General features: G+C 73.4%; 21 protein-coding genes. 13 read left to right on the plus strand and 8 right to left on the minus strand.

Features of this window, described 5'->3' with window-relative positions; all coding sequences use genetic code 11:
- Nucleotides 1-71: 71 nt before the first annotated feature.
- Nucleotides 72-1,112 carry a phosphoribosylformylglycinamidine cyclo-ligase gene (locus H3C53_05780; protein ID MBW7916178.1) on the minus strand — a complete coding sequence of 347 codons (1,041 nt, stop codon included), beginning with the start codon at nucleotides 1,110-1,112 and terminating at the stop codon, nucleotides 72-74.
- A gap of 44 nt (nucleotides 1,113-1,156) precedes the next feature.
- Here H3C53_05780 and H3C53_05785 point away from each other — a divergent pair, with 44 nt between their 5' ends.
- From H3C53_05785 to H3C53_05800, 4 genes are all read left to right on the plus strand, one after another.
- The gene (locus tag H3C53_05785) at nucleotides 1,157-3,439 is read left to right on the plus strand and encodes a primosomal protein N' (GenBank protein ID MBW7916179.1); all 2,283 of its coding nucleotides are present in this window, start codon (nucleotides 1,157-1,159) and stop codon (nucleotides 3,437-3,439) included.
- A gap of 81 nt (nucleotides 3,440-3,520) precedes the next feature.
- On the plus strand, nucleotides 3,521-3,964 hold the full coding sequence (gene smpB / locus H3C53_05790; GenBank protein MBW7916180.1) for an SsrA-binding protein SmpB: 444 nt from the start codon (nucleotides 3,521-3,523) through the stop codon (nucleotides 3,962-3,964).
- Nucleotides 3,961-5,340 carry an N-acetylmuramoyl-L-alanine amidase gene (locus tag H3C53_05795; protein MBW7916181.1) on the plus strand — a complete coding sequence of 460 codons (1,380 nt, stop codon included), beginning with the start codon at nucleotides 3,961-3,963 and terminating at the stop codon, nucleotides 5,338-5,340. Before smpB ends, H3C53_05795 begins: the two co-directional genes overlap by 4 nt.
- Nucleotides 5,337-5,951, plus strand: a complete 615-nt coding sequence (locus H3C53_05800; protein MBW7916182.1) for a hypothetical protein — start codon at nucleotides 5,337-5,339, stop codon at nucleotides 5,949-5,951. Before H3C53_05795 ends, H3C53_05800 begins: the two co-directional genes overlap by 4 nt.
- A 21-nt stretch (nucleotides 5,952-5,972) precedes the next feature.
- Here the strand turns inward: H3C53_05800 and asnS are convergent, their stop codons facing one another.
- The 5 genes from asnS to H3C53_05825 all read right to left on the minus strand — a co-directional run bounded on the left by asnS (nucleotide 5,973) and on the right by H3C53_05825 (nucleotide 11,659).
- Complete coding sequence (asnS, locus tag H3C53_05805; protein MBW7916183.1) at nucleotides 5,973-7,271, minus strand: asparagine--tRNA ligase; 1,299 nt, start codon at nucleotides 7,269-7,271, stop codon at nucleotides 5,973-5,975.
- Nucleotides 7,268-8,092 carry an HAD family phosphatase gene (locus tag H3C53_05810; protein ID MBW7916184.1) on the minus strand — a complete coding sequence of 275 codons (825 nt, stop codon included), beginning with the start codon at nucleotides 8,090-8,092 and terminating at the stop codon, nucleotides 7,268-7,270. Before H3C53_05810 ends, asnS begins: the two co-directional genes overlap by 4 nt.
- Nucleotides 8,089-9,870: an aspartate--tRNA ligase gene (aspS, locus tag H3C53_05815; protein ID MBW7916185.1), complete on the minus strand. Its 1,782-nt coding sequence runs from the start codon at nucleotides 9,868-9,870 to the stop codon at nucleotides 8,089-8,091. Before aspS ends, H3C53_05810 begins: the two co-directional genes overlap by 4 nt.
- A 13-nt stretch (nucleotides 9,871-9,883) precedes the next feature.
- Nucleotides 9,884-11,155, minus strand: a complete 1,272-nt coding sequence (locus H3C53_05820) for a histidine--tRNA ligase (GenBank protein ID MBW7916186.1) — start codon at nucleotides 11,153-11,155, stop codon at nucleotides 9,884-9,886.
- 141 nt (nucleotides 11,156-11,296) lie between these two features.
- Nucleotides 11,297-11,659 carry a cell surface protein gene (locus H3C53_05825; protein MBW7916187.1) on the minus strand — a complete coding sequence of 121 codons (363 nt, stop codon included), beginning with the start codon at nucleotides 11,657-11,659 and terminating at the stop codon, nucleotides 11,297-11,299.
- 69 nt (nucleotides 11,660-11,728) lie between these two features.
- Between H3C53_05825 and yfbR the strand changes: the two genes are divergently transcribed.
- From yfbR to H3C53_05870, 9 genes are all read left to right on the plus strand, one after another.
- Nucleotides 11,729-12,322, plus strand: a complete 594-nt coding sequence (gene yfbR / locus H3C53_05830; GenBank protein MBW7916188.1) for a 5'-deoxynucleotidase — start codon at nucleotides 11,729-11,731, stop codon at nucleotides 12,320-12,322.
- A gap of 99 nt (nucleotides 12,323-12,421) precedes the next feature.
- Nucleotides 12,422-13,813: a magnesium transporter gene (mgtE, locus tag H3C53_05835; GenBank protein MBW7916189.1), complete on the plus strand. Its 1,392-nt coding sequence runs from the start codon at nucleotides 12,422-12,424 to the stop codon at nucleotides 13,811-13,813.
- 376 nt (nucleotides 13,814-14,189) lie between these two features.
- Entirely contained in the window at nucleotides 14,190-14,300 is a 111-nt protein-coding gene (locus H3C53_05840) for a lysine biosynthesis protein LysW (GenBank protein MBW7916190.1), read from the plus strand.
- 8 nt (nucleotides 14,301-14,308) lie between these two features.
- Complete coding sequence (lysX, locus tag H3C53_05845) at nucleotides 14,309-15,142, plus strand: lysine biosynthesis protein LysX (protein MBW7916191.1); 834 nt, start codon at nucleotides 14,309-14,311, stop codon at nucleotides 15,140-15,142.
- The gene (locus tag H3C53_05850; GenBank protein ID MBW7916192.1) at nucleotides 15,139-16,173 is read left to right on the plus strand and encodes an N-acetyl-gamma-glutamyl-phosphate reductase; all 1,035 of its coding nucleotides are present in this window, start codon (nucleotides 15,139-15,141) and stop codon (nucleotides 16,171-16,173) included. Before lysX ends, H3C53_05850 begins: the two co-directional genes overlap by 4 nt.
- Nucleotides 16,170-16,985 (plus strand): [LysW]-aminoadipate kinase, encoded by an 816-nt coding sequence (locus tag H3C53_05855; GenBank protein ID MBW7916193.1) that lies wholly within the window; start codon nucleotides 16,170-16,172, stop codon nucleotides 16,983-16,985. Before H3C53_05850 ends, H3C53_05855 begins: the two co-directional genes overlap by 4 nt.
- Nucleotides 16,986-17,020: 35 nt before the next feature.
- Nucleotides 17,021-18,193, plus strand: coding sequence for an acetylornithine/succinylornithine family transaminase (locus H3C53_05860; GenBank protein MBW7916194.1), 1,173 nt, complete (start codon nucleotides 17,021-17,023; stop codon nucleotides 18,191-18,193).
- A 56-nt stretch (nucleotides 18,194-18,249) separates the two neighbouring features.
- Nucleotides 18,250-19,335, plus strand: a complete 1,086-nt coding sequence (locus H3C53_05865) for a [LysW]-lysine hydrolase (GenBank protein MBW7916195.1) — start codon at nucleotides 18,250-18,252, stop codon at nucleotides 19,333-19,335.
- A gap of 117 nt (nucleotides 19,336-19,452) precedes the next feature.
- Nucleotides 19,453-20,211 carry a 3-hydroxybutyrate dehydrogenase gene (locus tag H3C53_05870; GenBank protein ID MBW7916196.1) on the plus strand — a complete coding sequence of 253 codons (759 nt, stop codon included), beginning with the start codon at nucleotides 19,453-19,455 and terminating at the stop codon, nucleotides 20,209-20,211.
- A 20-nt stretch (nucleotides 20,212-20,231) separates the two neighbouring features.
- Here H3C53_05870 and H3C53_05875 read toward each other — a convergent pair whose 3' ends face one another.
- Together H3C53_05875 and H3C53_05880 are read right to left on the minus strand one after the other, a co-directional pair.
- Nucleotides 20,232-21,035 (minus strand): CPBP family intramembrane metalloprotease, encoded by an 804-nt coding sequence (locus H3C53_05875; GenBank protein MBW7916197.1) that lies wholly within the window; start codon nucleotides 21,033-21,035, stop codon nucleotides 20,232-20,234.
- Nucleotides 21,036-21,692 (minus strand): DUF1211 domain-containing protein, encoded by a 657-nt coding sequence (locus H3C53_05880; GenBank protein MBW7916198.1) that lies wholly within the window; start codon nucleotides 21,690-21,692, stop codon nucleotides 21,036-21,038.
- Nucleotides 21,693-21,918: the final 226 nt, after the last annotated feature.

Raw genomic sequence — 21,918 nt, forward strand, 5'->3', positions numbered from 1 at the left:
GGCAGCCTCGGCTCCGGTCGGCCGAGATAAGCAGGCGCTCGCGCGCTCTCCGGCCCTGTCGCAGGGGCCGCTCAGGCCCCGATCAGCGCCACGCCCGCGCCCTCGCGCACGCGACCGATGGCGTGGAGGCGGGCTGGCACGCCCGCCACCGGCCCGACGCGCTCCCGCACCTCCGCCACGTCTCCCTCCGCCACGACCAGGACGAAGCCGACCCCCATGTTGAGCGCCGCGAACGCCTCGCCCTCGGGCAGCCGGCCCGCGCGCACCAGCTCCGTGAACACGGCCGGCACCGGCCAGCTGCCAAGCGCGACCTCGGCCCCGAGGCCGGGCGGCAGGCTGCGCGGCAGGTTGCCGGGGAGGCCCCCACCCGTGACGTGCGCCATGGCCTTCACCAGGCCCGCGCCGAGGAGCGGCCTCACGGCCGGAAGGAAGCTGAGGTGGGGTGCGAGCAGGGCCTCGCCCACCGTGCGCCCCCGCTCGTCGCCGGCCAGCGGCTCGGCGTACCGTCCCGCCAGGAGGTGCCGGGCGAGGCTGAAGCCGTTCGTCTGCAGGCCGCCCGACTCGAACGCGAGAAGCACGTCGCCGGCGCGCACGCCGGAACCGTCCACGACCGCGGAGCGCTCGACGACGCCGACGATCGTGCCGGCAACGTCGAGCTGGTCCGGCAGGTAGACGCCGGGCATCTCCGCCGTCTCGCCGCCGAGGAGCGCCATGCCCGCCACGCGGCAGGCGTCCGCCACCCCGGTGACGACCTCGGCCACCACGGCGGGCTCGAGCCGCGAGGCGGCCACGTAGTCGAGGAAGAAGAGCGGCGTCGCCCCCTGCACGAGGATGTCGTTGACGCAGTGGTTGACGAGGTCGCTGCCGATGAGGGCATGCCGGCCCAGGGCGGCCGCCACGACGGTCTTGGTGCCCACCCCGTCGGTGGAGGCGACCAGGACCGGCTCGGAGTAGCCTGCCGGCAGGGCGAAGAGCCCGCCGAAGGCGCCGAGGCCGCGCAGCACCTGGGGGGTATAGGTACTGGCCACCGCCCCCTCGATGCGCCTCATCGTCTCCTCGGCGGCGGCGAGGTCGACGCCGGCCTCCTTGTAACCGCTCGTCTCGGGCGTCATCGTCGCGATTCTATCCCTGGAGCGCGCCGAGGCTAGACTGACGCGTGCCGGCCGCCATCGACGTGCTGCTGCCCCTGCCCATCGGGCCGCTCACCTACCTGCCGCCGCTGCAGGGCGACCCGCCCGGCCCTGGGCGGCGCGTCGTCGTCCCGTGGCAGGCCGGGGTGCGCATCGGGGTGGTGAGCGACGTGCGGACCGTCGACGCCGGCCGCGGCGTCGAGCTCAGGCACGCCCTGCACGCGCTCGAGGGCCAGGTGTGGCTCGATCACGCGGCACTCGCCACGGTGACGAGCCTGGCGCGGCACTCTGGGGTGCCGGCCGGGCTGGTCCTGGCCACGCTCAACCCGCCCGGACTGCAGCAGGAGCTCGACCACGAGGTGCGCCTCGCGCCGGGCGGCAAGGACCTCCTCGCGGCGCTCGACCACCCGCCGCCGCGCGAGGCGGAAGGCGGCGCCTGGTTCGCTGCCGCCCTCGTTCCCGGCAAGGCGCTCGAGGAGCTGCGCCGTCAGGGGCTGATCGACGAGCGGGCGCGCCCGAGAGCGCTCACGCGGCGCGTCCTCGTGCCGGTCAGACCCCCGGACGACGAGCTTGAGGGCGCGCGGCGCCTCGCCCAGCGCACGGCGCTGGAGCGGCTCTTCGAACTCGACGAGGCGGAGAGCGCCGCGGCGCTCGCGGCCGACGCGGACGTGAGCCCGAGCGCCGTGCGCTCCCTGGTCGCCAAGGGGTACGCCGCGTACGCCGAACGCCCGCAGGAGGAGCCCGCCCCGCCGCTGCCCCACCCGGCGCCCGAGGCGCTCCCCGCGATCAAGGTCGAGCAGGTGCCGCCCGAGGGGGACGGCGCCGTCGTGGGCGCCAGGCGGCGGGCGCGCCTCGCCGCCCTGCTGCCGCGCCTGCGCGCCGACCTGGCGGCCGGACGGAGCGTGCTCGTGCTCGCGCCGGAGGCGGCCATGGCGGACGCCGCCGCGAGCGACCTGGCCACCGCCCTGCCCGTCTCCCTCCTCTCGGGCGAGGCAACGGACCGGCAACGCGTGCGGCTGTGGCGCGAGCTGGAGCGGGGGAGGCCGCAGGTGTTGGTGGGCACCTACCTCGCCCTGCTCGCCCCGCTGGAGAACCTCGGACGCGTCGTGGTGCTCGACTTCGCCAGCAGCGCCTACAAGCTGCAGGCGGGCTCGCGCACGCTCGTGTCGAAGGCGGCCACGCTGCGGGCGCGGCTGGCGGCGGTGCCCCTGACGCTGCTCGACGTGGTGGCCGGGCCCGACCTCGTGGTGCAGGTGGCGGCGGCGGCCCGGCGCCACCTGCCGCTGCCCCGCCTGCGCCTCCACGTCGCCGACCTCGCGGGTGGCGGCAACTGGCCCGTCCACCCCGACCTGACCCGCACGCTCAAGCAGGTGGTGGAGCGCGAGCGTCAGGCGCTCATCCTGGCCCCGCGCCGCGGCTACTCGGGCGCTCTCGGCTGCCCAGAGTGCGGCTGGCAGGCGCCCTGCCCCAACTGCGACCTGACCCTCCGCTACCACCGTGCCGAGGGGGTCCTCCGTTGCCACCAGTGCGGCCACGCCGAGCGGCCGCCCGACACCTGTCCGGCGTGCGGCGGCACGAACGTCGGCCCACTGCGCGGCGCCGGCACGGAGTGGGTGGCGGCGCAGGTGCGCCGCAGCCTCGACGGTTTCCCCGTCTACCGCTACGACCGCGATCACCGCGACGACGTCACGGCCCTCCTGGCCGGCGCCCCCGGGGTGGTCGTCGGGACGCTTGCGCTCCTCTCGCTCCCGCCGCTCCCCGAGCTGTCGCTCATCGGCATCACGCACTTCGACGCGCATCTCATGGCGGCCGACTTCCGCGCCGAGGAGGAGGTCCTCCGCACCGTCCTGCGGCTGGCCGAGCTGACGGGGGGAAGGCAGCCGCTCGTGCTGGTGCAGACGTTCTCGCCAGAGCACGAGCTGTTGAGGGCCCTGGGTGCGCCCGACCCGGCAGCGGCGCTCGAGCTGCTGCTGGCGGGGCAGCTGGCGCGCCGCAAGCGGTTCGGCTACCCGCCCTACGCGGGGCTGGCCAAGCTGCAGTTCTCGGCGCGGGACAGGGGGAGCGCCCTCGCCGCGGCGCAGCACGCCCTCGACGCGTTGCTCACGGGCGGAGCGCTGCAGGGCGAGGTCCTCGGCCCCGCCAGTGCCCCGGTCGAGCGGGTGCGGGGCCAGTACCACTTCCAGCTCCTCCTGCGGGGCACGGACGAGGTGCGGCTCGAGGCGCTCCTGGCGCTCGTGCCCGGCCGCTATCCCGGCGCCAGGCTGGGGGTGGACGTCGACCCGCGCGACGTCGGTGCGCTCCTCGACTAGGGGCCCTCGACGGACGGCCGCCGTCGCCGGGGTGGGCGGCGCACACCGCCACAGCGGATAAGATGGCCGGCGGTGACCGCCATGCTCCGCAACCGCCGCGCCACCCACGACTACGAGCTCGTCAAGACCTTCGAGGCCGGGATGGAACTGACCGGCAGCGAGGTGAAGTCGTTGCGGCAGGGCGGCGGCTCGATCGCCGAGGCGTACGCCCGCGTGGTGGGCGGCGAGGTGTTCGTGGAGGGGATGAACATCCCCATCTACCAGGAGGCGAGCTACAACAACCACGAGCCGACGCGGCGCAGGCGGCTGCTCCTCAACGCCCACGAGATCGACGAGATCGCCCGCGGCCTCGAACGGCGCGGCCTCACCTTGGTGCCGCTCAAGCTCTACTTCAAGGGGGGCTGGGCCAAGCTCGAGCTGGCGTTGGCGCGCGGCAAGAAGCTGCACGACAAGCGGGAGGACGCCGCCAAGAAGGACGCCGAGCGGGAGATGGCGCGCGAGCTGGCGCGGAGTAGCAGGCGGTGAGGGCGCTCCTCGCCTGGGTGCTCGTCGCGCTGTCCACGGTGGCCTCCGCCGAGCCGCGGCTGCTGGTGAACGGCCGCGAGGTCGCCGGCAACACTTCAAGCCTCATCGCGGGCACCAGCTACGCCCCGGGACCGGCGCTCGCCCAGGCGTTGGGCGCCGACCTGGTGGGTGACTCGGGCCGGGACGTCGTCACCCTCCAGGCCGGCGGGCGGGTGCTGCAGCTCGGTCTGGTCGACCCGGGCGCCCAGCCGCCGGCCGCCGCGGTCTGGCTCGACGGCCGGCCCTTGGCGGGCGGCCCGGCCGTGCGCCACGAAGGCGAGGTGTTCCTGCCCGTCAAGGTGGTCGCCGAGGCGCTGGGCGCCAGCGTGACCTACCTGGCGCCCGAGGACACCGTGTTGGTCGTGCAACCGCGGGCGCGCCTCACGGCGATGCAGCTGCGGGAGGCGGGCGGCGAGCGGCTCGAGCTCACCCTGTCGGCGCCGGTGCGCTACTCCACCTTCTTCAACGAGCCGGTTGGCACCCTGCACATCTACCTCGAGCGGACCGACATCGAGACGCGCGTGCCACCCGTCGAGGGGGTCGGCCTCACGGCGGCGAGCGCGACGGCCAAGGCCGGAGCTGTGGAGGTCAGGGTCCAGGTCCGACCGGGCGGCGCCTACCACGTGTACGCGGTGCCCGACGGGCGCGGCTTCAAGCTGAACGTGTCGTTCGACGCGCGCGCCGACGGCCCCGTCGCGGCCAAGCTGCTCGTGATCCTCGACCCGGGCCACGGCGGCTCCGACCCCGGCATCGTCAGCGGTGGGCTCGGGAGCGAGGCGTCCCTGGCGCTGGCGTTCGCCGAGCGCCTGGCCATCGCGCTGGAGGCACGAGGCATGCGCGTCCTCCTGACGCGCCGCTCTGACGCCCCCGTGTCGGTGCCCGAGCGCTCGCGCATCGGCGCCACGGCCGACCTGTTCGTCAGCCTCCACGCCGCCGACCTCGACCTCGGCGACTTCCGGGCGTACTACCTGGGTGACGCCGGCAACGTCGCGTCGCTGGAGACGGCGGTGCGCGAGAACGCGGCCGCGGCGGCCCGCGACGCGGGCGCTCAGGCGGGCACGGACGCCCTGCGCCGCGAACTGCTGCTCGGCCTGGTGCCGGACCTCGACGTGGGGCGGCGCGTGGCCGAGGGGTTGGCGGGGCGGCTCTTCGCCATCGGCGGCTACCGGGCAGAGACGTTGGCGAGCGCCCCGCTGCAGGTGCTCGGCGGCGCCGCGGGACGCGGCGTGCTGTTCGAGTTCTCCCCGGCCGACCTGGCGTCGGACGGGCTGGCCGACCGCTTCGCCGAGGCGGTCGACCAACTCGTGCGCGGCGGCGTCATCGGCAAGGCGCCGTGACGGACGGGGCGCCGCGCTCGCGGCCGCCGCTCGCGCGGCCGCCGGTCTGGCGGCCGCCGTTCTGGCGGCCGCCGTTATGGCGGCGCCTGCTCAGGGCCGCCGCAACGCCGCAGGCGCTCGTGGGGGCGCTGCTACTCTTGGCCGCCGTCGCGCAGCTGAGGCCGCCCAGTTGGCGCCCGAGCCCGCCGCCCACCTTCGGCGGCGAGCCCGCCAAGCCCGACCTGAGCGAGCAGGGCGTGCGCTTGGTGCTGCACGACGAGGCGGGCCTCGAGCGGAACCAACGCGTCGACCTCGCCCTGCCGCGCGGGGCGTCGCAGCGGCTCGCTGCCGTCTTAGGCGCCCTGCGCGCCGAGCTGGTGCGCGCCGGCGTGTGGCCCGAGGAGCTGCCGACCCCCCGCGTCTTCGTCGAGACGTTCGAGCGGCGCCAGGTGGCGGTCGTCGACATGCTGGTCCCGGCGCCCGCTCCCGTGAGCGTCGCCCAGGAGCTTGCGATACTGCGGTCGCTCGTGGCCACGGCGGAGGCCAACGGGGCGGCCGCCGTCAGGTTCCTGCGTGACGGCAGGCCGGCCGCCACGCTGCTGGGCCACGTGGCGGTGCCGACCGGGTTGTGACGAGACGTGGGGGCGCCTGCGTCAGGGGTACATGCGGGTGAGCATGCGCGGGAACGGGATCACCTCGCGGAGGTGATGCGCGCCAGTGAGCCAGGCCAGGAAGCGCTCGAGGCCCATCCCGAAACCGGAGTGCGGCACGCTCCCGAAGCGCCGCAGGTCTAGGTACCAGGCGAACGCCTCGCGGGGCAGACCGTGCTCGTCGATGCGCCGCTCGAGCAGCGCCAGGTCGTGGATGCGCTGCGAGCCGCCGATGAGCTCCCCGTAGCCCTCCGGGCCGATGAGGTCGGACGCCAGCACGCGCGTCGGATCGCCCGGCACCGGCTCCATGTAGAACGCCTTGGCGCTCGTGGGCCACCGGTCGACGAACACGGGGCGGTCGTAGCGCTCGCCGAGCAGCGTCTCGTGCGGCGCCCCGAAGTCGTCCCCGAACGCGAGCGACTCACCTTGCGAGTTCAGGTAGGCCAGGGCCTCGTCGTAGCTGATGCGCGGGAAGCCGCCCGCCGCGGCCGGCTCCAGCTTCGCGACGTCGCGACCAAGCACGTCGAGCTCCACGCGGCAGCGGTCGAGGACCCGGCCGACGAGGTAGGCGACCATCTCCTCCTGGAGCCGCATGTTGCCATCGTGCTCGAGGAAGGCGACCTCCGGCTCGATCATCCAGAACTCGAGCAGGTGCCGTCGCGTCTTGCTCTTCTCGGCGCGGAAGGTGGGGCCGAACGTGTAGACCTTGCCGAGCGCCATGGCGCCGGCCTCGGCGTAGAGCTGGCCCGACTGCGACAGGTAGGCGTGACCCTCGTCGAACAGGTCGATCTCGAAGAGGTTCGTGGTCCCCTCGACGGCCGTCGGCATGAAGAAGGGGGCGTCGAAGCGCGTGAAGCCGCGGTCGCCGAAGAAGTCGTGCACGCCCCGCTCGACCTCGTTGCGGACGCGCAGGATGGCCCAGGGCGCCTTGTGGCGCAGGTACAGGTGGCGGTGCTCGAACAGGAAGTCGACCCCGTGCTCCTTCGGGGTGATGGGGTAGTCTCCGCTCGAGCCGACCAGGCGCACGGCGCTGAGACCCAGCTCGACGCCCTGCTTGGCGCGGGCGTCGGCCCGCACCTCGCCCTCCACGATCACGGCCGCCTCCTGCGGCAGCGTGCGCGCCAGCTCGAAGGTGGCGTCGTCGACGTCGCCGCGGGCGAGGACGCCCTGCACGAAGCCGCTGCCGTCGCGGAGCTGCAGGAAGGCGATCTTCCCGCTCGACCTGATGCCGGTGAGCCAGCCGTTGACCTGCACGTGCTCGCCGACCAGGGCGGGCAACGCGTCGATGGTGACGATCCTCATGCGGGTGAGTGTATCCCGCCGCCCTGCGCGCCCATGGCCTCGACGAGCGCCTCCACGGCGCCGCACTCCTCGACGTCGCCCACCGTCGGGAAGCGTTCGAGGAGTTCCGGCGCGGCGTTGGCGACGACGCGGGGGTGACCGACGACCTCGAGCATCGGCAGGTCACCGTGGCTGTCGCCCACGGCCATCACCTCCGCCAAGGGGACGCGCATCTGCTCGGCCAGCTGCCTGACGGCGCTCGCTTTCGAGACGCCCGCGCGCGTTATGGAGACGAAGGCGATGCCGGGCAGGGCCGGGCTGCCCGCGTTCGAGAGGCTGACGCCGGCGGGGGCCAGCTCGAGGATGGCCTCGGCGCGCCCCGCGGGCAGCACCCACTGGGCCCGCACGACCGGCTCGGTGGCGGCCACGTCCTCGAGGTCCCTGACGATGGCCGTGACGCCGATCATGGTGGCGTGCTTCTCGCTCAGGTCGGTGGTGCGCTCGACGTAGAGGGAGCTGGGGGTGTAGAGCTCGAGCACGGCGCCGCGCTTGCGCGACAGCTCGATGATGGCGTGGACGTCGTCGTCCTTGAGCGCGACGGCCTTTATCGTGCGGCCGTCGGGGTAGCCGAGGTAGGCGCCGCTCTGGAACACGTGCGGGTTGTCGGGCCCCAGGCGTTTCGCCACGCGCTGCGCCACCCCGAAGCCGGGGCGACCCGTGCAGACCGCCAGCTTCACGCCCGCCGCCGTGGCGCGCTCCGCCGCCTCCCACACGCACTCCTCGACGCGCCCGCTCTCGCCGATGATGGTGCCGTCCAGGTCGAGGACGACCAGCGGTATCACGGGTGGTCTCCCTTGGCGACGCTCAGGCCGAGCTCGGCGAGCTGGTCGGCGGCGAGGGGGCCGGGGGCGCCGGTGAGCGGGTCGGCGCCGCGCTGGTTCTTGGGGAACGCGATCGTGTCGCGGATGCTCTTCGCGCCGGAGAGGAGCATGACGAGTCGGTCGAGGCCCCAGGCGACGCCCCCATGCGGCGGCGCGCCGTGCGCGAGGGCGTCGAGGAAGAAGCCGAAGCGCGCCCGCGCCTCGTCGTCCGTGAAGCCGAGCGCGCGGAACATGCGCTTCTGCACGTCGAGGCGGTGGATGCGGAGGCTGCCGCCGCCGATCTCCGAGCCGTTCAGCACGAGGTCGTAAGCGTGGGCCCTCACGCTGCCCGGGTCGCTCTCCAGCCGGTCCATGTCGGCCTCCCGGGGGCGGGTGAACGGGTGATGCATGTAGGTCCAGGCGCCGCTGTCCGCGTCCTGTTCCAGGAGGGGGAAGTCGACCACCCAGAGGAAGGCGAGTTCCCCCTCGTCGATCTCGAACCCCAGGACGGCGGGCAGGCGTAGCCGCACGGCGCCCAGGGCGGTGCACGCCGCCTTCCAGGCGTCGGCAACGAGCAGGATGACGGCGCCTTCCTCGCCGGCAAGGGCGTGGAGGCTCTCCGCCTCCGTCTCCGAGAGGAACTTGGCCACGGGGCCGCTCAGTCCGCCCCCTCCTCGCCGCAACCAGGCCAGCCCCTTGGCCCCGAACGCCTTGGCGTGCTCCTCGAGCTCGGCCAACGCCTTGCGGGTGAGCGGGGCGGCGTAGCGGGCGGGCACGACGAGCGCCTTCACGGCGCCGCCCGGCGCCGCTGCCGCCGCGAAACCGCGGAACGTGCTGCCAGACAGCGCCTCGGTCACGTCGGCGAGGGGGAAGGGGAAGCGCACGTCGGGCTTGTCGGAGCCGTAGCGGTCCATGGCCTCCTGGTAGCTGAGCCGCGGGAACGGCGTGACGATCTCGGCGCCGGTGGCGGCCCGGACCACGTGCGCCATCAGGCGCTCGTTGAGGTCGAGCACGTCGTCCTCGTCAACGAACGACATCTCCATGTCCAGCTGCGTGAAGTCCGGCTGCCGGTCGGCCCGCAGGTCCTCGTCGCGGAAGCAGCGCGCCACCTGGAAGTAGCGGTCGACCCCGCTCATCATGAGGAGCTGCTTGAAGAGCTGCGGCGACTGCGGCAAGGCGTAGAAGGCGCCCGGCCGCTGGCGGGCGGGCACGACGAAGTCGCGCGCGCCCTCCGGCGTGGAGAGGGTCAGGAGGGGCGTCTCGACCTGAACGAAGCCGTGGGCGTCGAGGAAGTCCCAGATGGCCTTGGTGGCGCGGTGGCGCAGGAGCAGGGGGGCCAGCGCGTCGGGGCGGCGCAGGTCGAGGTAGCGGTACTTGAGCCTCAGCTCCTCGCCCACCTCCCCCTCGGCGCCGCTACCGTCGATAACGAACGGCGGCGTGAGGGCGGGGGAGAGCACCGTGAGCGCAGAAGCGACCAGCTCGACCTCGCCGGTGGCCAGGCGGGGGTTGCGCTGCGCGTCCGGGCGGGCCCTGACGACGCCCGTGACCTCGACGACGAACTCGTTCCTCATGCCCTCCGCCACTTCGAAGGCGGCGGCGGCGCCCGGCTCGACCACCACCTGGGTCAGGCCGTAGCGGTCGCGGAGGTCGAGGAACACCAGGCCGCCGAGGTCGCGGCGGCGGTTGACCCAGCCCTGGAGCGTGACGCGCGCGCCGACGTCGGGCGCCCGCAGCTCGCCGCAGGTGTGCGTCCGCCTCATGCGCGGCCGCCCATCATCGGGGCGCCGCCGCGGCGCCGAGGGCGTCTCGCAGCCCTTCCGTCGTGACCTCGGCCTGCTGACCCGTCGTCAAGTCCTTGAGCTGCCAGGCGCCGCGGCCCCGCTCGTCGGCGCCGCGCAGGGCGGCGTGGCGCGCGCCGCTGCGGTCCGCCTCCTTGAGGCCCTTGCCAGGGTTGCGGCGTTGGTAGGCGAACTCGACCCTGAGGCCGGCGCGCCTGAGGCGCGTGGCGACGTCGGCCGCCTCCGCCACTGCCGCGTCGTCCAGCGGCACGACGAACAGGTCCGGGCGCGCGGCGGGCGTCGGGGTGGTCGCCTCCTGCTCGAGGGCGTCGAGCACCCGCTCGATGCCCACGGCCCACCCCGTCGCGGGGAGGGGCGGTCCGCCGAGCAGCTCGATCAGGCCGTCGTAGCGTCCGCCGCCGCCGAGCGCCGACTGCGCGCCGATGCCGTGGTAGTGCACCTCGAAGGCGGTACGGCGGTAGTAGTCGAGGCCCCGCACGATGGCCGGGTCGAGATCGAACGGCACCTCCCAGTCGCCCAGGTAGCCGGCCACCCGCTCCAGGTGCTCGCGGGCCGGCCCCGCCAGGCGGTCGAGGGGGCGATCGAGGTGAGCGATGACGGCCTGGTCGCGCTCGTCCTTGCTGTCGAGGACCCGCAGCGGGTTCAGGCGCAGGCGTTCCCGGCTCACGGGGGAGAGCCGATCGGCCACGCCCTCGAGCTCCCGCCTGAGGTAGGCGTTGTAGGCGAGGCGGTCGGACGGGTCGCCCACGGAGCCGAGTTTCACCCTGTGGCGCGTGAGGCCGCATTCGGCGAGGGTGCGGTAGAGGAGCTCGATGGCCTCGGCGTCGGCCAGCGGCGAGTCGTTGCCGACCGCCTCGTAGTTGACCTGATGGAACTGGCGGAAGCGACCCCGTTGCGGGTTCTCGGCGCGGAACAGGGGTCCCTCGCTCCAGAGCTTCACCGGATGCGGCAGGGTGTGCATGCCGTGCTCGATGAACGCGCGCATGACGCCGGCGGTGAACTCGGGCCTGAGCGTCAGGCGGCGGCCGCCGCGGTCCTCGAAGGTGTACATCTCCTTCTGCACGACGAGGTCGGCGGAGTCGCCGACCGACTTCTCGAACACCTCGCTCGCCTCGAAGACGGGGGTGGATATCTTGCCCGCCCCGGCGCCGCCGAGGACGCGCTCTGCGGCGCTCACCACCGCGCGCCACGCTGGCTGCCGCTCGGGGAGGATGTCTTGGGTGCCTTTGACGGCCTGTAGCTTCATCGTCCCGGAGTCTACACCTCGCCGCCGGAGCCCCTCCTGGAGCCGGGACGAAGGAGGCGGGCCGCGCCTGTCGGTGCGGCCCGCCTGCGGAGTGGAGCGGCGAGCGGAGGAATCGCCGCGGTCATGGAAGCGAGGATGGGGTCAGGGGAGGTTGGTGGGGAGCCCGTTGCTCCTGACGCCGCCGGCGTAGACGAACACCCAGCCGTTGCCGCCCAGTTCGGGGGCCACGAAGGTGATGCGGGTCGGGGTCCAGTCGACGACGCTGACCTTCTGCCCGCCCTTGCCCTCGGCGTTGGCGCCGACGAGCACGTAGTTGGCGGCCTCGCCGCCGGTGCGGCCGTCACCGAAGTAGCGGCCCTGGAGGACGACGACGTCGCCCTTGACGGCGGGGGTCGACACGGAGATGAGGGTCACGGGAACGTTCGTGACGATGGACGGCGCCGGAGCGCACGAGGCCACCAGTATCCCGAAGAGACCGAGCAGGGTGAGGGCGAGACGCTTCACTTATGTCCTCCTACTGGCTGAGCCTAATGACGAGCCGCGGCGTGCGTCAATGGATTGTTTCATACGGATATGGTGGTGGGCGTGACCAGCCATTTCTTCGCTTACCTCGCCCGCCTGAAGTTCATCCAGCGGTGGGGGCTCATGCGGAACACGCGGGCTGAGAACACGCAGGAGCACTCGTTGCAGGTCGCCATGATCGCGCACGGGCTCGCCGTCATCAACAACCGGCGCTTCGGGGGTGCGTTCGACCCGGCGCGCACGGCCCTACTGGCCGTCTTCCACGACGCGGAGGAGGTCATCACCGGCGACGTGCCCACGCCGGTGAAGTACTTCAACCCGAGCATCAAGGGGGCGTTGGCGGGGATCGAGGCGGTGGCGCGGCGGCGGCTCGTGGGCATGCTCCCGAGCGATCTGGAGCCCGACTACGCCCCGCTCTTCTTCGCCGCGGAGCCTGACGCCGCGAGCTGGCGCCTGGTCAAGCAGGCCGACAAGCTGTGCGCCTACCTGAAATGCCTCGAGGAGGCCAAGGCGGGCAACCTGGAGTTCGCGCGCGCCGAGCAGGCCATCCGCCACGAGCTGGAGCAGCTGGGCGACCCGGCCGTGGAGACCTTCCTCGCCACCTTCGTCCCCTCGTTCCGCCTCACGCTGGACGAGCTCAACTGATGTCAACCCCGGCCCGTCCGCTCGTGACATCATGCACTAGCTGTGAGCTAGTGCCAGGCGGCACGAGCGACGGCGGGTCCCGCCCGGAGGTCCCCCACCATGGCCGACACCGCCACCCATGACGAGCTCGTAACCGAGCTCGTCGGCTACGTTGCCCAGAGGCGCTTCGACAAGATCCAGGCGCGGCTGAGGGAGTACGGCCCGCCCGACCTGGCGGACGTCCTCGAGGCGCTGCCCCGCGAGGTCGAGGCGGTCGTGTTCAGGCTCCTGGGGCGAGAGCGGGCGCTCGACACCTTCGAGTACCTCGGACTCACCTCGCAGGAGCGCCTGATCCAGGGGCTGGGCGACCGCGAGGTGGCGGGCATCCTGAACGACATGTCGGCCGACGACCGCACCGCCCTCCTAGAGGAGCTCCCCGGCGAGGTGACGCGCCGCCTGATGAACCTCCTGTCGCCGTCGGAGCGCGACGTCGCCACGCGCCTCCTCAACTACCCCGAGGACTCCATCGGTCGCCTCATGACGCCCGACTACGTGGCAGTGAAGCGGCACTGGACCGCGTCGCAGGCGCTCGACCACGTCCGAGTCTACGGGCGCGACTCCGAGACGCTCAACGTCGTCTACGTCACGGGTCCGGGCGGGGTGCTCATCGACGACCTCCGCATGCGCGAGCTCCTGCTCGTCGACCCGAGCACCCGCATCGAGAGCATGATCGACGAGAAGTTCGTCGCCCTGCACGCCACCGACGACCAGGAGACCGCCGTGGCGGTCTTCCGCAAGCACGACCGCTCCGCGTTGCCCGTGGTGGATGCGGGCGGCGTGATCGTGGGCATCGTGACGGTCGACGACGTCCTCGACGTGGCGGAGGAGGAGGCGACGGAGGACATCCAGATGCTCGGCGGCGTCGAGGCCCTCGAGGAGCCGTACCTCAGCATCTCCCTCGGGCGCGTCATCAGGAAGCGCGCCTTCTGGCTGGTCCTGCTCTTCCTCGGCCAGACGCTCACGGCGACCGCCATGGGCTTCTTCGAGGCCGAGATCGCCAGCGCCGTCGTGCTGGCGCTGTTCCTCCCGCTCATCATCTCGAGCGGCGGCAACTCGGGCTCGCAGGCCGCGGCGCTGGTGACGCGCGCCATGGCCCTCGGCGAGGTCGGCGTGAAGGACTGGTGGGCCATCGCGCGCCGCGAGATCCTCGCCGGCATCGCCCTCGGCGCCCTCCTGGGCGGCCTCGGCTTCGCGCGCGTCGCCATCTGGGGGCTGGCCTTCCGCGCCTACGGTGACGACTGGTTCCTGATAGGCGTCACCATCTTGCTGGCGCTGGTGGGCGTTGTCCTGTGGGGCTCCCTGACGGGCTCGCTGCTCCCCATCGTCCTCAAGCGCATGGGCGCCGACCCGGCGGCCTCGTCGACGCCCTTCGTGGCCACGATCGTCGACGTCGTGGGCATAGTCATCTTCTTCGGCCTGGCCAAGGCGGTCCTCACCGGCACCATCCTGTGAGCGGCTTTCGAATCGAAGGCGGAAGGCGGAAGCGCGCCCGGTCTGCCGGCTGGGTGGCCGCCGCCGCCTTGCATCGGAACGGCCGCGGGCCCTACGGCCTTCGAACCGCAATCTAAGCCCGTTGGCATCGCGAAACGCGAGGGTTGACACCCCGGCCCGCGGGCACTAAGCTGCCTCATCGGTCGCGAACCGAGCGACCGCCGCGACGAGGCCCCGACTTTCGAAACGAAGGCCGCACCCGGCAACCACCGCCGGGCCGGCTCAGGGGCGCCGTTCGCCCCGCCGGGCCCGGCGGCGCGGACCGCGGCACCAGGAGGAGAACATGCAGCAGATCGACACCCCCCACGGACGACTCGAGATCGACCCGGCCGCGCTCATGCTCGGTGAGCTGCTCGTCACCGACGAGGGCGCGGAGCTCGAGGTGGTCGGCCTCGACCCACTGAGGTTCGAGCTCGCCCCGGAGGAAGCCGAGGACTGGGGCGAGTGACCGACGGGGTGGCGGTGGTCTACGACCGCCTGCGCGACGAGGAGAAGCTCCTGTTCGACGCCTTCGAGCGGCTCGACGTGCCGTACGCTCCCGTGTACGCCCCCGACCTCGCCACCGAACTCGGCGCCGCCACCCCGGCCGTCGTGCTGCAACGTTGCGTGTCGCAGTGGCGCGGCCTGAGCCTGACCCACTGCTTCGAGGCCGGCGGCAGCGTGGTGCTGAACCGCTCTGAGGTGGTGCGTACGTGCGGCGACAAGCTGGCCACCAGCGCCGCCCTCGTCCGGGCGGGGGTGCCGACGCCCCGGACGAGCGTTGCCGTCGACCGCGCCGCCGCCCTGGCCGAGGCGGGGCGGCTCGGCTACCCGGTCGTCATCAAGCCGCTCATCGGTAGCTGGGGGAGGCTCGTGGCCCGCCTCGACTCGCCGGCCGCCGCCGAGGCCGTCATCGAGTACAAGGAGGTGCTCGGCGGCCCGGAGCACAAGGTGCACTACCTGCAGGAGTACGTCGAGAAGCCCGGCCGCGACATCCGGGCGTTCGTGATCGGCGACGAGGTTGTCGCCGCCATCTACCGCACCTCCGACGACTGGATCACCAACACCGCCCGGGGCGGCGTCGCCACCGACTGTCCCCTGAGCGACGAGTTGCGCCGGGTGACGCTGGCCGCCGCCGCGGCGGTCGGCGGCGGCATCCTCGCCATCGACGTCGTGGAGTCGGAGCGCGGCCTGCTGGTCATCGAGGTGAACCACACGATGGAGTTCAGGAACTCGATCACCACCACCGGGGTCGACATCCCGGGCCTGATCGTGAGGCACGCCGCCGCGCAGCTCGGTTCGGCCGCGTGACGCGGGCGAGCGTCGCCATCCTCGGCGCCAGCGGCTACGCGGGCGGCGAGTTCCTGCGCCTGGCGCTCGGGCATCCCGGCCTGGAGGTCACGCAGGTCACCAGCCGCGAGCACGCCGGGCACCCCGTGCACCTCGTGCACCCCAACCTGCGCGGCGTAACGGCCCTACGCTTCACCAGGCCCGACGACCTGGGCCCGACCGACGTGCTGGTGGCCGCCCTGCCGCACGGCGCGCTCGCGCGGCGCATCGACGAGGTGGCGCCGTTGGCGCCGGTGCTGGTCGACCTGTCGGAGGACTTCCGGTTGAGCAGCGCCGCGGCGTACGCCGCGCACCACGCCGAGCCACACCCGCGACCCGACCTGCTCGGCACCTTCGTGTACGCCAACCCGGAGCTGAACCGCGAGCGCCTGAGGGGCGCCACGCGCATCGCGGGGGCCGGCTGCATCGCCACCGCCACGCTGCTGGCGCTGCTGCCCGTGAGGCAGCTGCTCGCGCCAGGTCGCGACGTCGTCGTGGACGCCAAGATCGGCAGCAGCGCCGGCGGCAGCGCCGCCTCGGCCGCCTCCCACCACCCGGAGCGGTCGGGAGCGCTTCGCACCTACGCCCCCACCGGGCACAGGCACCAGGCCGAGGTCGACGACCAGCTGCCCGGGCTGCCGCCCTTACACATGACGGCGACCGCCGTGGAGCGGGTGCGGGGCGTGTTGGCCACCGTCCACGCCTTCGTGCGGCCGGGCGCCGCCGAGGCCGACGTCCTGGCCGCCTTCCGAGGTGCCTACGACGCGGAACCGTTCGTGCGGCTCGTGCGGGCGCGCCGAGGGGTGCACCGCGTTCCGGACCCCAAGATCCTCGACGGGAGCAACTACTGCGACGTCGGTTTCGCGCTCGACGATGGCACGGGGCGCCTGGTCGTCATGGCGGCGCTCGACAACCTCGTCAAGGGCACGGCGGGCCACGCCATGCAGGCGCTGAACCTGGCGCTCGGGTTGCCGGAGGCCACCGGTCTCGGCTTCGCGGGGCTCCACCCGTGAGCGGCACGTTGGTGGTCAAGGTGGGCGGCGCGGACGGCATCGACATGCAGGCCGTGGTGGCCGACGTCGCGGCCCTGTGGCGGGAGGGCGGGCGCGTCGTGGTCGTGCACGGTGGCAGCGCCGAGACGAACCGGGTGTCGGAGCGACTGGGCGTGCCGCCCCGCTTCGTGACGAGCCCGAGCGGCCACCAGAGCCGCTACACGGACAGGGCGACGCTCGAGGTGTTCGAGATGGTCTACTGCGGCAAGGTCAACAAGGGCTGGGTGGAGGCGCTGCAGGCGCAGGGCGTGAACGCCGTCGGCCTGTCGGGTGTGGACGGACGCCTGTTCGAGGGCACCCTCAAGAGCAGCGTGCGCTCAGTGGAGGACGGCCGCGTGATCGTGCTGCGGGGCGATCACACCGGCACCGTCGAGCGGGTGAACGTCGGGCTCCTCACGCTGCTGCTCGACGCCGGTTACCTGCCGGTGCTCACGCCGCCCGGCATCAGCCGCGAGGGGGTCGCCATGAACGTCGACGGCGACAGGGCCGCCGGTGCCGTGGCGGTGGCCCTCGGCGCCGAGGCGCTGGTCCTGCTCTCCAACGTGCCGGGCCTGCTGGCGGACTTCCCGGACGAGTCGACGCTGCTCGAGCGCGTGACCCGGGCGGACGGCGAGCGGGCGATGGCCGCGGCTCACGGCCGCATGAAGAAGAAGGTGATGGGCGCCCTGGCGGCGGTCGAGGGCGGCGTCGGGCGCGTGGTGCTCGGCGACGCCCGGGTGAGCGCGCCCGTGCGGCGCGCGTTGGAGGGGCACGGGACGGTGGTGGTGGCGTGAACCCGCCGTTAGGCGACCCCGCCGGCGGCGTGAACGTGGCAGCCGTCGGCGCCTCCGTCCTGGAGCGGGAGGCGCGGCACGCCCCCACGTTGTACGCGCAGTCGACGGCCTTCGTGAGGGGCGAGGGCGTGAGGCTCTACGACGACGCTGGGCGCGAGTACCTCGACTTCATGGCGGGCATCGGGGTGGCCAGCGTGGGTCACGCCAACCCGCGCCTCGCCGCCGCCGTGGCACGCCAGGCCGCACGGCTGATCGTCTGCCCGCAGAGCCAAGCCAACGACGTCAGGGCCGCCCTCCTGGAGCGGCTCTGCGCCCTCGCCGGGGCGCCGGAGGGGCGCGTCTTCCTCTCGAACTCGGGCAGCGAGGCCAACGAGGCCGCCATCAAGTGGGCCCGGGCGGCCACCGGTCGGACGCGCGTGGTGGCCGCCAAGCGCGGCTTCGCGGGCCGCACGCTCGGGGCGCTGAGCCTCACCTGGGAGCCCACCTACCGCCAACCGTTCGGGCCGCTGCCAGGCGAGGTCGAGTGGGTCGCTTTCGGCGACGGGGAGGCGCTCGCCGCCGCCGTGGACGCCGATACGGCCGCGGTCGTGCTCGAGCCCGTCCAGGGCGAGGGGGGCGTGCATCCCGCTCCCGAGGGCTACCTGGCGCTGGCGCGCCGCGTCACGGCCGAGCGGGGCGCGCTGCTGGTGTGCGACGAGGTCCAGTGCGGCGTCGGTCGCACCGGGGCGTTCCTCGCGTCGCGCGCGGCGGGCGTGACGGCCGACATCGTGACCCTCGCGAAGGGGCTCGCCGGCGGCGTCCCGATCGGGGCGACGATCATGGCGGACGCCGTGGCGCGCGCCATGCCGCGGGGCGGGCACGGCTCGACGTTCGGTGGCAACCCCTTGGCCTGCGCCGCCGCGCTGGCCGTCCTCGACGAGATCGAGGAGTCCGACCTGATGACGAACGCGGCAGCGATGGGGGAGCGGCTGATGGCGGGGCTCCGCGCCATCGGGAGCGAGCGCGTGCGCGAGGTGAGGGGGCGCGGGCTGATGGTCGGCCTGGAGCTGAGGGAGCGGGCGGCGCCGGTCGTGGCGGGCCTGAGGCGACGGGGACTGCTCACGGTCCTCGCGGGCGCCACGGTGGTCAGGTTCCTGCCGCCGTTGACGGTGGACGCTGCGGACGTGGACAGCGCGGTGGCGACGGTCGCAGCGGAGCTGGCGGCGTGACACCGCTCGCAGCGCCGCGGCCGCCCTTCGGGGTCGCCCCGAGCGGGGGCGGCGTCATCGGGGACGCCGAGGCCGTTGAGCTCCTCAGGCGCGTGGTGGCCACGCCGAGCCTGTCGGGGGAGGAGGGCGCCGTGGCCGCGCTGCTGGTGGCGGCGGCGGGGCGCGGTGCGGCGCGCGCGGAGGTCGACGCGGCCGGCAACGCGGTGGCCACCTGGGGCGCCGGCCCGCTGGCAGTGACGTTCCTCGGGCACATGGACACGGTTCCGGGCACGATCCCCGTGCGCGTGGTCGACGGCGTCCTGCACGGCCGCGGGGTGGTCGACGCCAAGGGGAGCCTGTGCGCCGCGCTGGTCGCCGCCACGCGGGTGGGGCCCGCCGTCTGGGAGCGCCTAACCTTCCGGCTCGTGGGTGCGGTCGAGGAGGAGGCGGCGAGCAGCCGCGGTGCGCGCCACGCGGTGGCCAGCCTGCCGGCGCCCGACCTGGTGATAGTGGGGGAGCCCAGCGGTTGGGAGCGCTACACCCTCGGCTACAAGGGCCGTCTCGGGGTGACGGTCACGGCGCGGCGCCCGTCGGCGCACTCCTCGCGGGAGGAGCCGAGCCCCGCCGAGGTCGTGCTCGACGCCTACGCGGCGTTGCGCGAGTGGGTGGGGCGTGACAACGCGGCGGCCAGCGAGGTCGGCGAGGCGCCGCCGCTGTTCGACCGTCTGCAGGTCGCGCTGCTGGGCGTTGACTCGGGCAGCGACGGGCTGGAGGAGTGGTGCGAAGCGCGCATCGGCCTGAGGCTCCCGCCCCGCTGGGCCGGCGCCGCGCTCGTGGCCGCGCTCGACGACCTGCTTCGCGCCGCCGGAGTGACCGCCAGCTTCACCGAGGCGTGTGACGCCCACAGGGCGAGCAACCGTTCGGTCCTCGCCCGCGCGTTCCGGGTGGCGATCCGGACGTTCGACGGCCGGCCGACGCCGACGCTCAAGACCGGCACCTCCGACATGAACGTCGTCGCGCCCAGTTGGGACGTCCCGATGGTGGCCTACGGGCCGGGCGATTCGAGCCTCGATCACACGCCGGAGGAGCGCCTGCCCCTGGGCGAGTACCTCCTCGCGGTGGACGTGTTGGAGCGGGTCCTGACCGAGCTGGCGGGCGCGTGACGAGGGGCTCGGGGCCGCTGCCTGTCGCTGCGTTCGACTGCCGTATTATCAAATGCGTGTAGCACCACCAACGCGACCCACCCGCAGCCGACCGTCCGGCGGCTTACACTCCCACCCATGAACGAACGCGTGGCTCTCGTGACCGGTGGGGCGAGCGGGATAGGGAAGGCGTGCGCCGCGCGCCTCGGGGCCGACGGGCTCGTCGTCGTGATCGCGGACCGCGACGCCGCCGCCGCCGCGGCGGCGGCCCGCGAGCTCGGTTGCCTGCACGTCGTCGCGGACGTCTCGACGCGGGACGGCTGCGCGGCGGCCGTGACGAGCGCGCTGGAACTCGCCGGGGGCCTCGACGTCCTCGTCGCCAACGCGGGTTACCAACACATCGACCCGCTCGCCTCCTTCCCCGAGGACACCTGGGACGACATGCTCGCGCTCATGCTCACCGGCCCGTTCCTGCTCACCAAGTACGCCTGGGAGGCCCTCGGACGGAGCGGCAACGGCAGGATCGTCTACATGGGGAGCGCCCACAGCCTGACCGCCAGCCCCTTCAAGGGCGCCTACGTGGCCGCCAAGCACGGCCTGGTCGGGCTGGCGAAGGTCGCCGCCCTCGAGGGGGGCGGGGCGGGCATCACCGCCAACGTCGTGGCGCCGGCCTACGTCCGTACGCCGCTGGTCGCCGCCCAGGTGGCCGATCAGGCGCGCACCCGCGGCATCGCCGAGGCCGAGGTGGAGGCCAAGGTGTTCCTCGAGAACGCCGCGGTCAAGCGGTTGCTGGAGCCCTCCGACGTCGCCGCGCTCGTCGGCTACCTGGCATCCGAGGCCGCCTGGGGCGTCACCGGCAGCGTCCACAGCATCGACCTCGGCTGGACCGCCCGGTAGGGGCTACGGCCGGGCGGGCGTCAGCGGACGGGCTCGTACACGAGCGGACCGCTCCGCGGCACCCTCTCGAGCATCCCCGCGCCGAGTACCGCGGCTACAAGGCACTGCGCAGCGACGAAGAGCCAGAACAGCGCGCCACCGGAGTTCATCACGCCCGAGTAGGCGATCGTCACGTCCGTCGCCGCGTGGAAGATGGCCGCCAGCAGCACGCTGCCGCGCGTGTGGTTGTAGAGCCACGACACCATCACGGAGGTGGCGACGATCGACGCCATGAAACCCGCGAACGGGAGCCCCGCCTGGAACGTCCCGCGCGTGAGGAAGAGCGGCAGGTGCCAGACGCCCCAGACGAGGCCGAGGAGCAGCGCCGCGGTCAGGGGAGTCGAGCGGGCCTGGAGGCGCGGTAGGGCGAAGCCCCGCCAGGCGGCCTCTTCCGTGAGGAGGAACAACCAGACGTTCAGCGCCAGAAGACCCGGCAGGCCCGCGGCTCCGACCGTGTCACCCACGTGCGTGGGGGCGCCGACGGACCTCCCGACCAGCGCGCTCACCATGGCGATCACTGGGGTGAGCAGTAGGGCGACCGCGTACCAGCGCCAAGCCACCCGGGCGCGCACCATGCGAAGCAGCACGTCGCGCAGCGCCGGCCAACCGCCGGTCAGCGCCGCCGCACCGAAGGTCGCGATCGTCAGACCGAGCCAGAACGCGAGTGAACTGGGCACGTGCCAGGAGATGATGCCCCGCTGCTGAGCGATGGTGGTGCCCCACACCGCCCAGGGCAGAGCGAACGCCAACACGAAGAACAGGCCAAGGCCGCGGTCTCTCGCCATTCAGGGCTCCCGTCCCGGCGCCTCGGCAGGCGCCACCGGCGTCGCTCGCGCCACCAGCATCAGTACAACGTAGAGGAACAGCACGGTGGTCCAGGCGTACTTGGCAAGGTCCGCGTCCAGCAGCGCCAGCGGCACGGACGTCCCGAAGACGACGGGCGTTATGAGGCTCCGTCGCAACAGGTAGCCGAAGAGCGCCGCGTCGACCCTCGGACCGAACAGATGGTTGGCGCGGGCGTAGAGCCACAGGCACGTCTGGCCGAGCCCGATGGCCGCCACCAGAGCGGCGTAGGCCATGACCGCGGGCGCGTGGTTGCCGTACTCGACCAGCAGGGCGGTGGCGTAGCCCGTCAACCCGACCAGCAGGAGCACCAGCAGGTTGAGGCGCAGGAGGCCCGCCGTGAAGCGATCGAGCAGCCCGAACAGCCGGTGGTGCGAGAGCCAGTAGGCGCCCACGACGAGGAACGAGAGCGCGTACGCCGCGAAGTCGACCCACTGCCCCGCCAGCGCGGCGACAAGGCGCTCCGGAGGCACGGCCGGCACGTGAATCTCGACGGCGAGAAGCGTCATGGCGATGGCGAACACGGCGTCGCTGAACGCCGCAGCGCGCTCCGTGTTCGTGCCGGCCGACGCCTCGACGTAGCGCCGGAAGGCGTTCACTGGGCGCCCCCGCCGCACCATGCCGACGCCGACCCGCGGGCGGTTCCGGGCGCGCGGTCGGTGGGCAGGTGGCGGCGAGTGAGGACGATGATCCGTGGCGTGGCGAGATTGTAGGGGCCCTCGCGCCGGCCCGAAGCCGCAACGGTCACGAGCCGGCGAGGGCCGCCAAGAGCGGCGGCTCAGCCCTTGTAGGTCACGACGCGACCCCACACCTGCTGCGTGCCCC

Source organism: Trueperaceae bacterium (assembly GCA_019454765.1).
In the GTDB taxonomy this organism is placed as follows: Bacteria; Deinococcota; Deinococci; order Deinococcales; family Trueperaceae; genus JAAYYF01.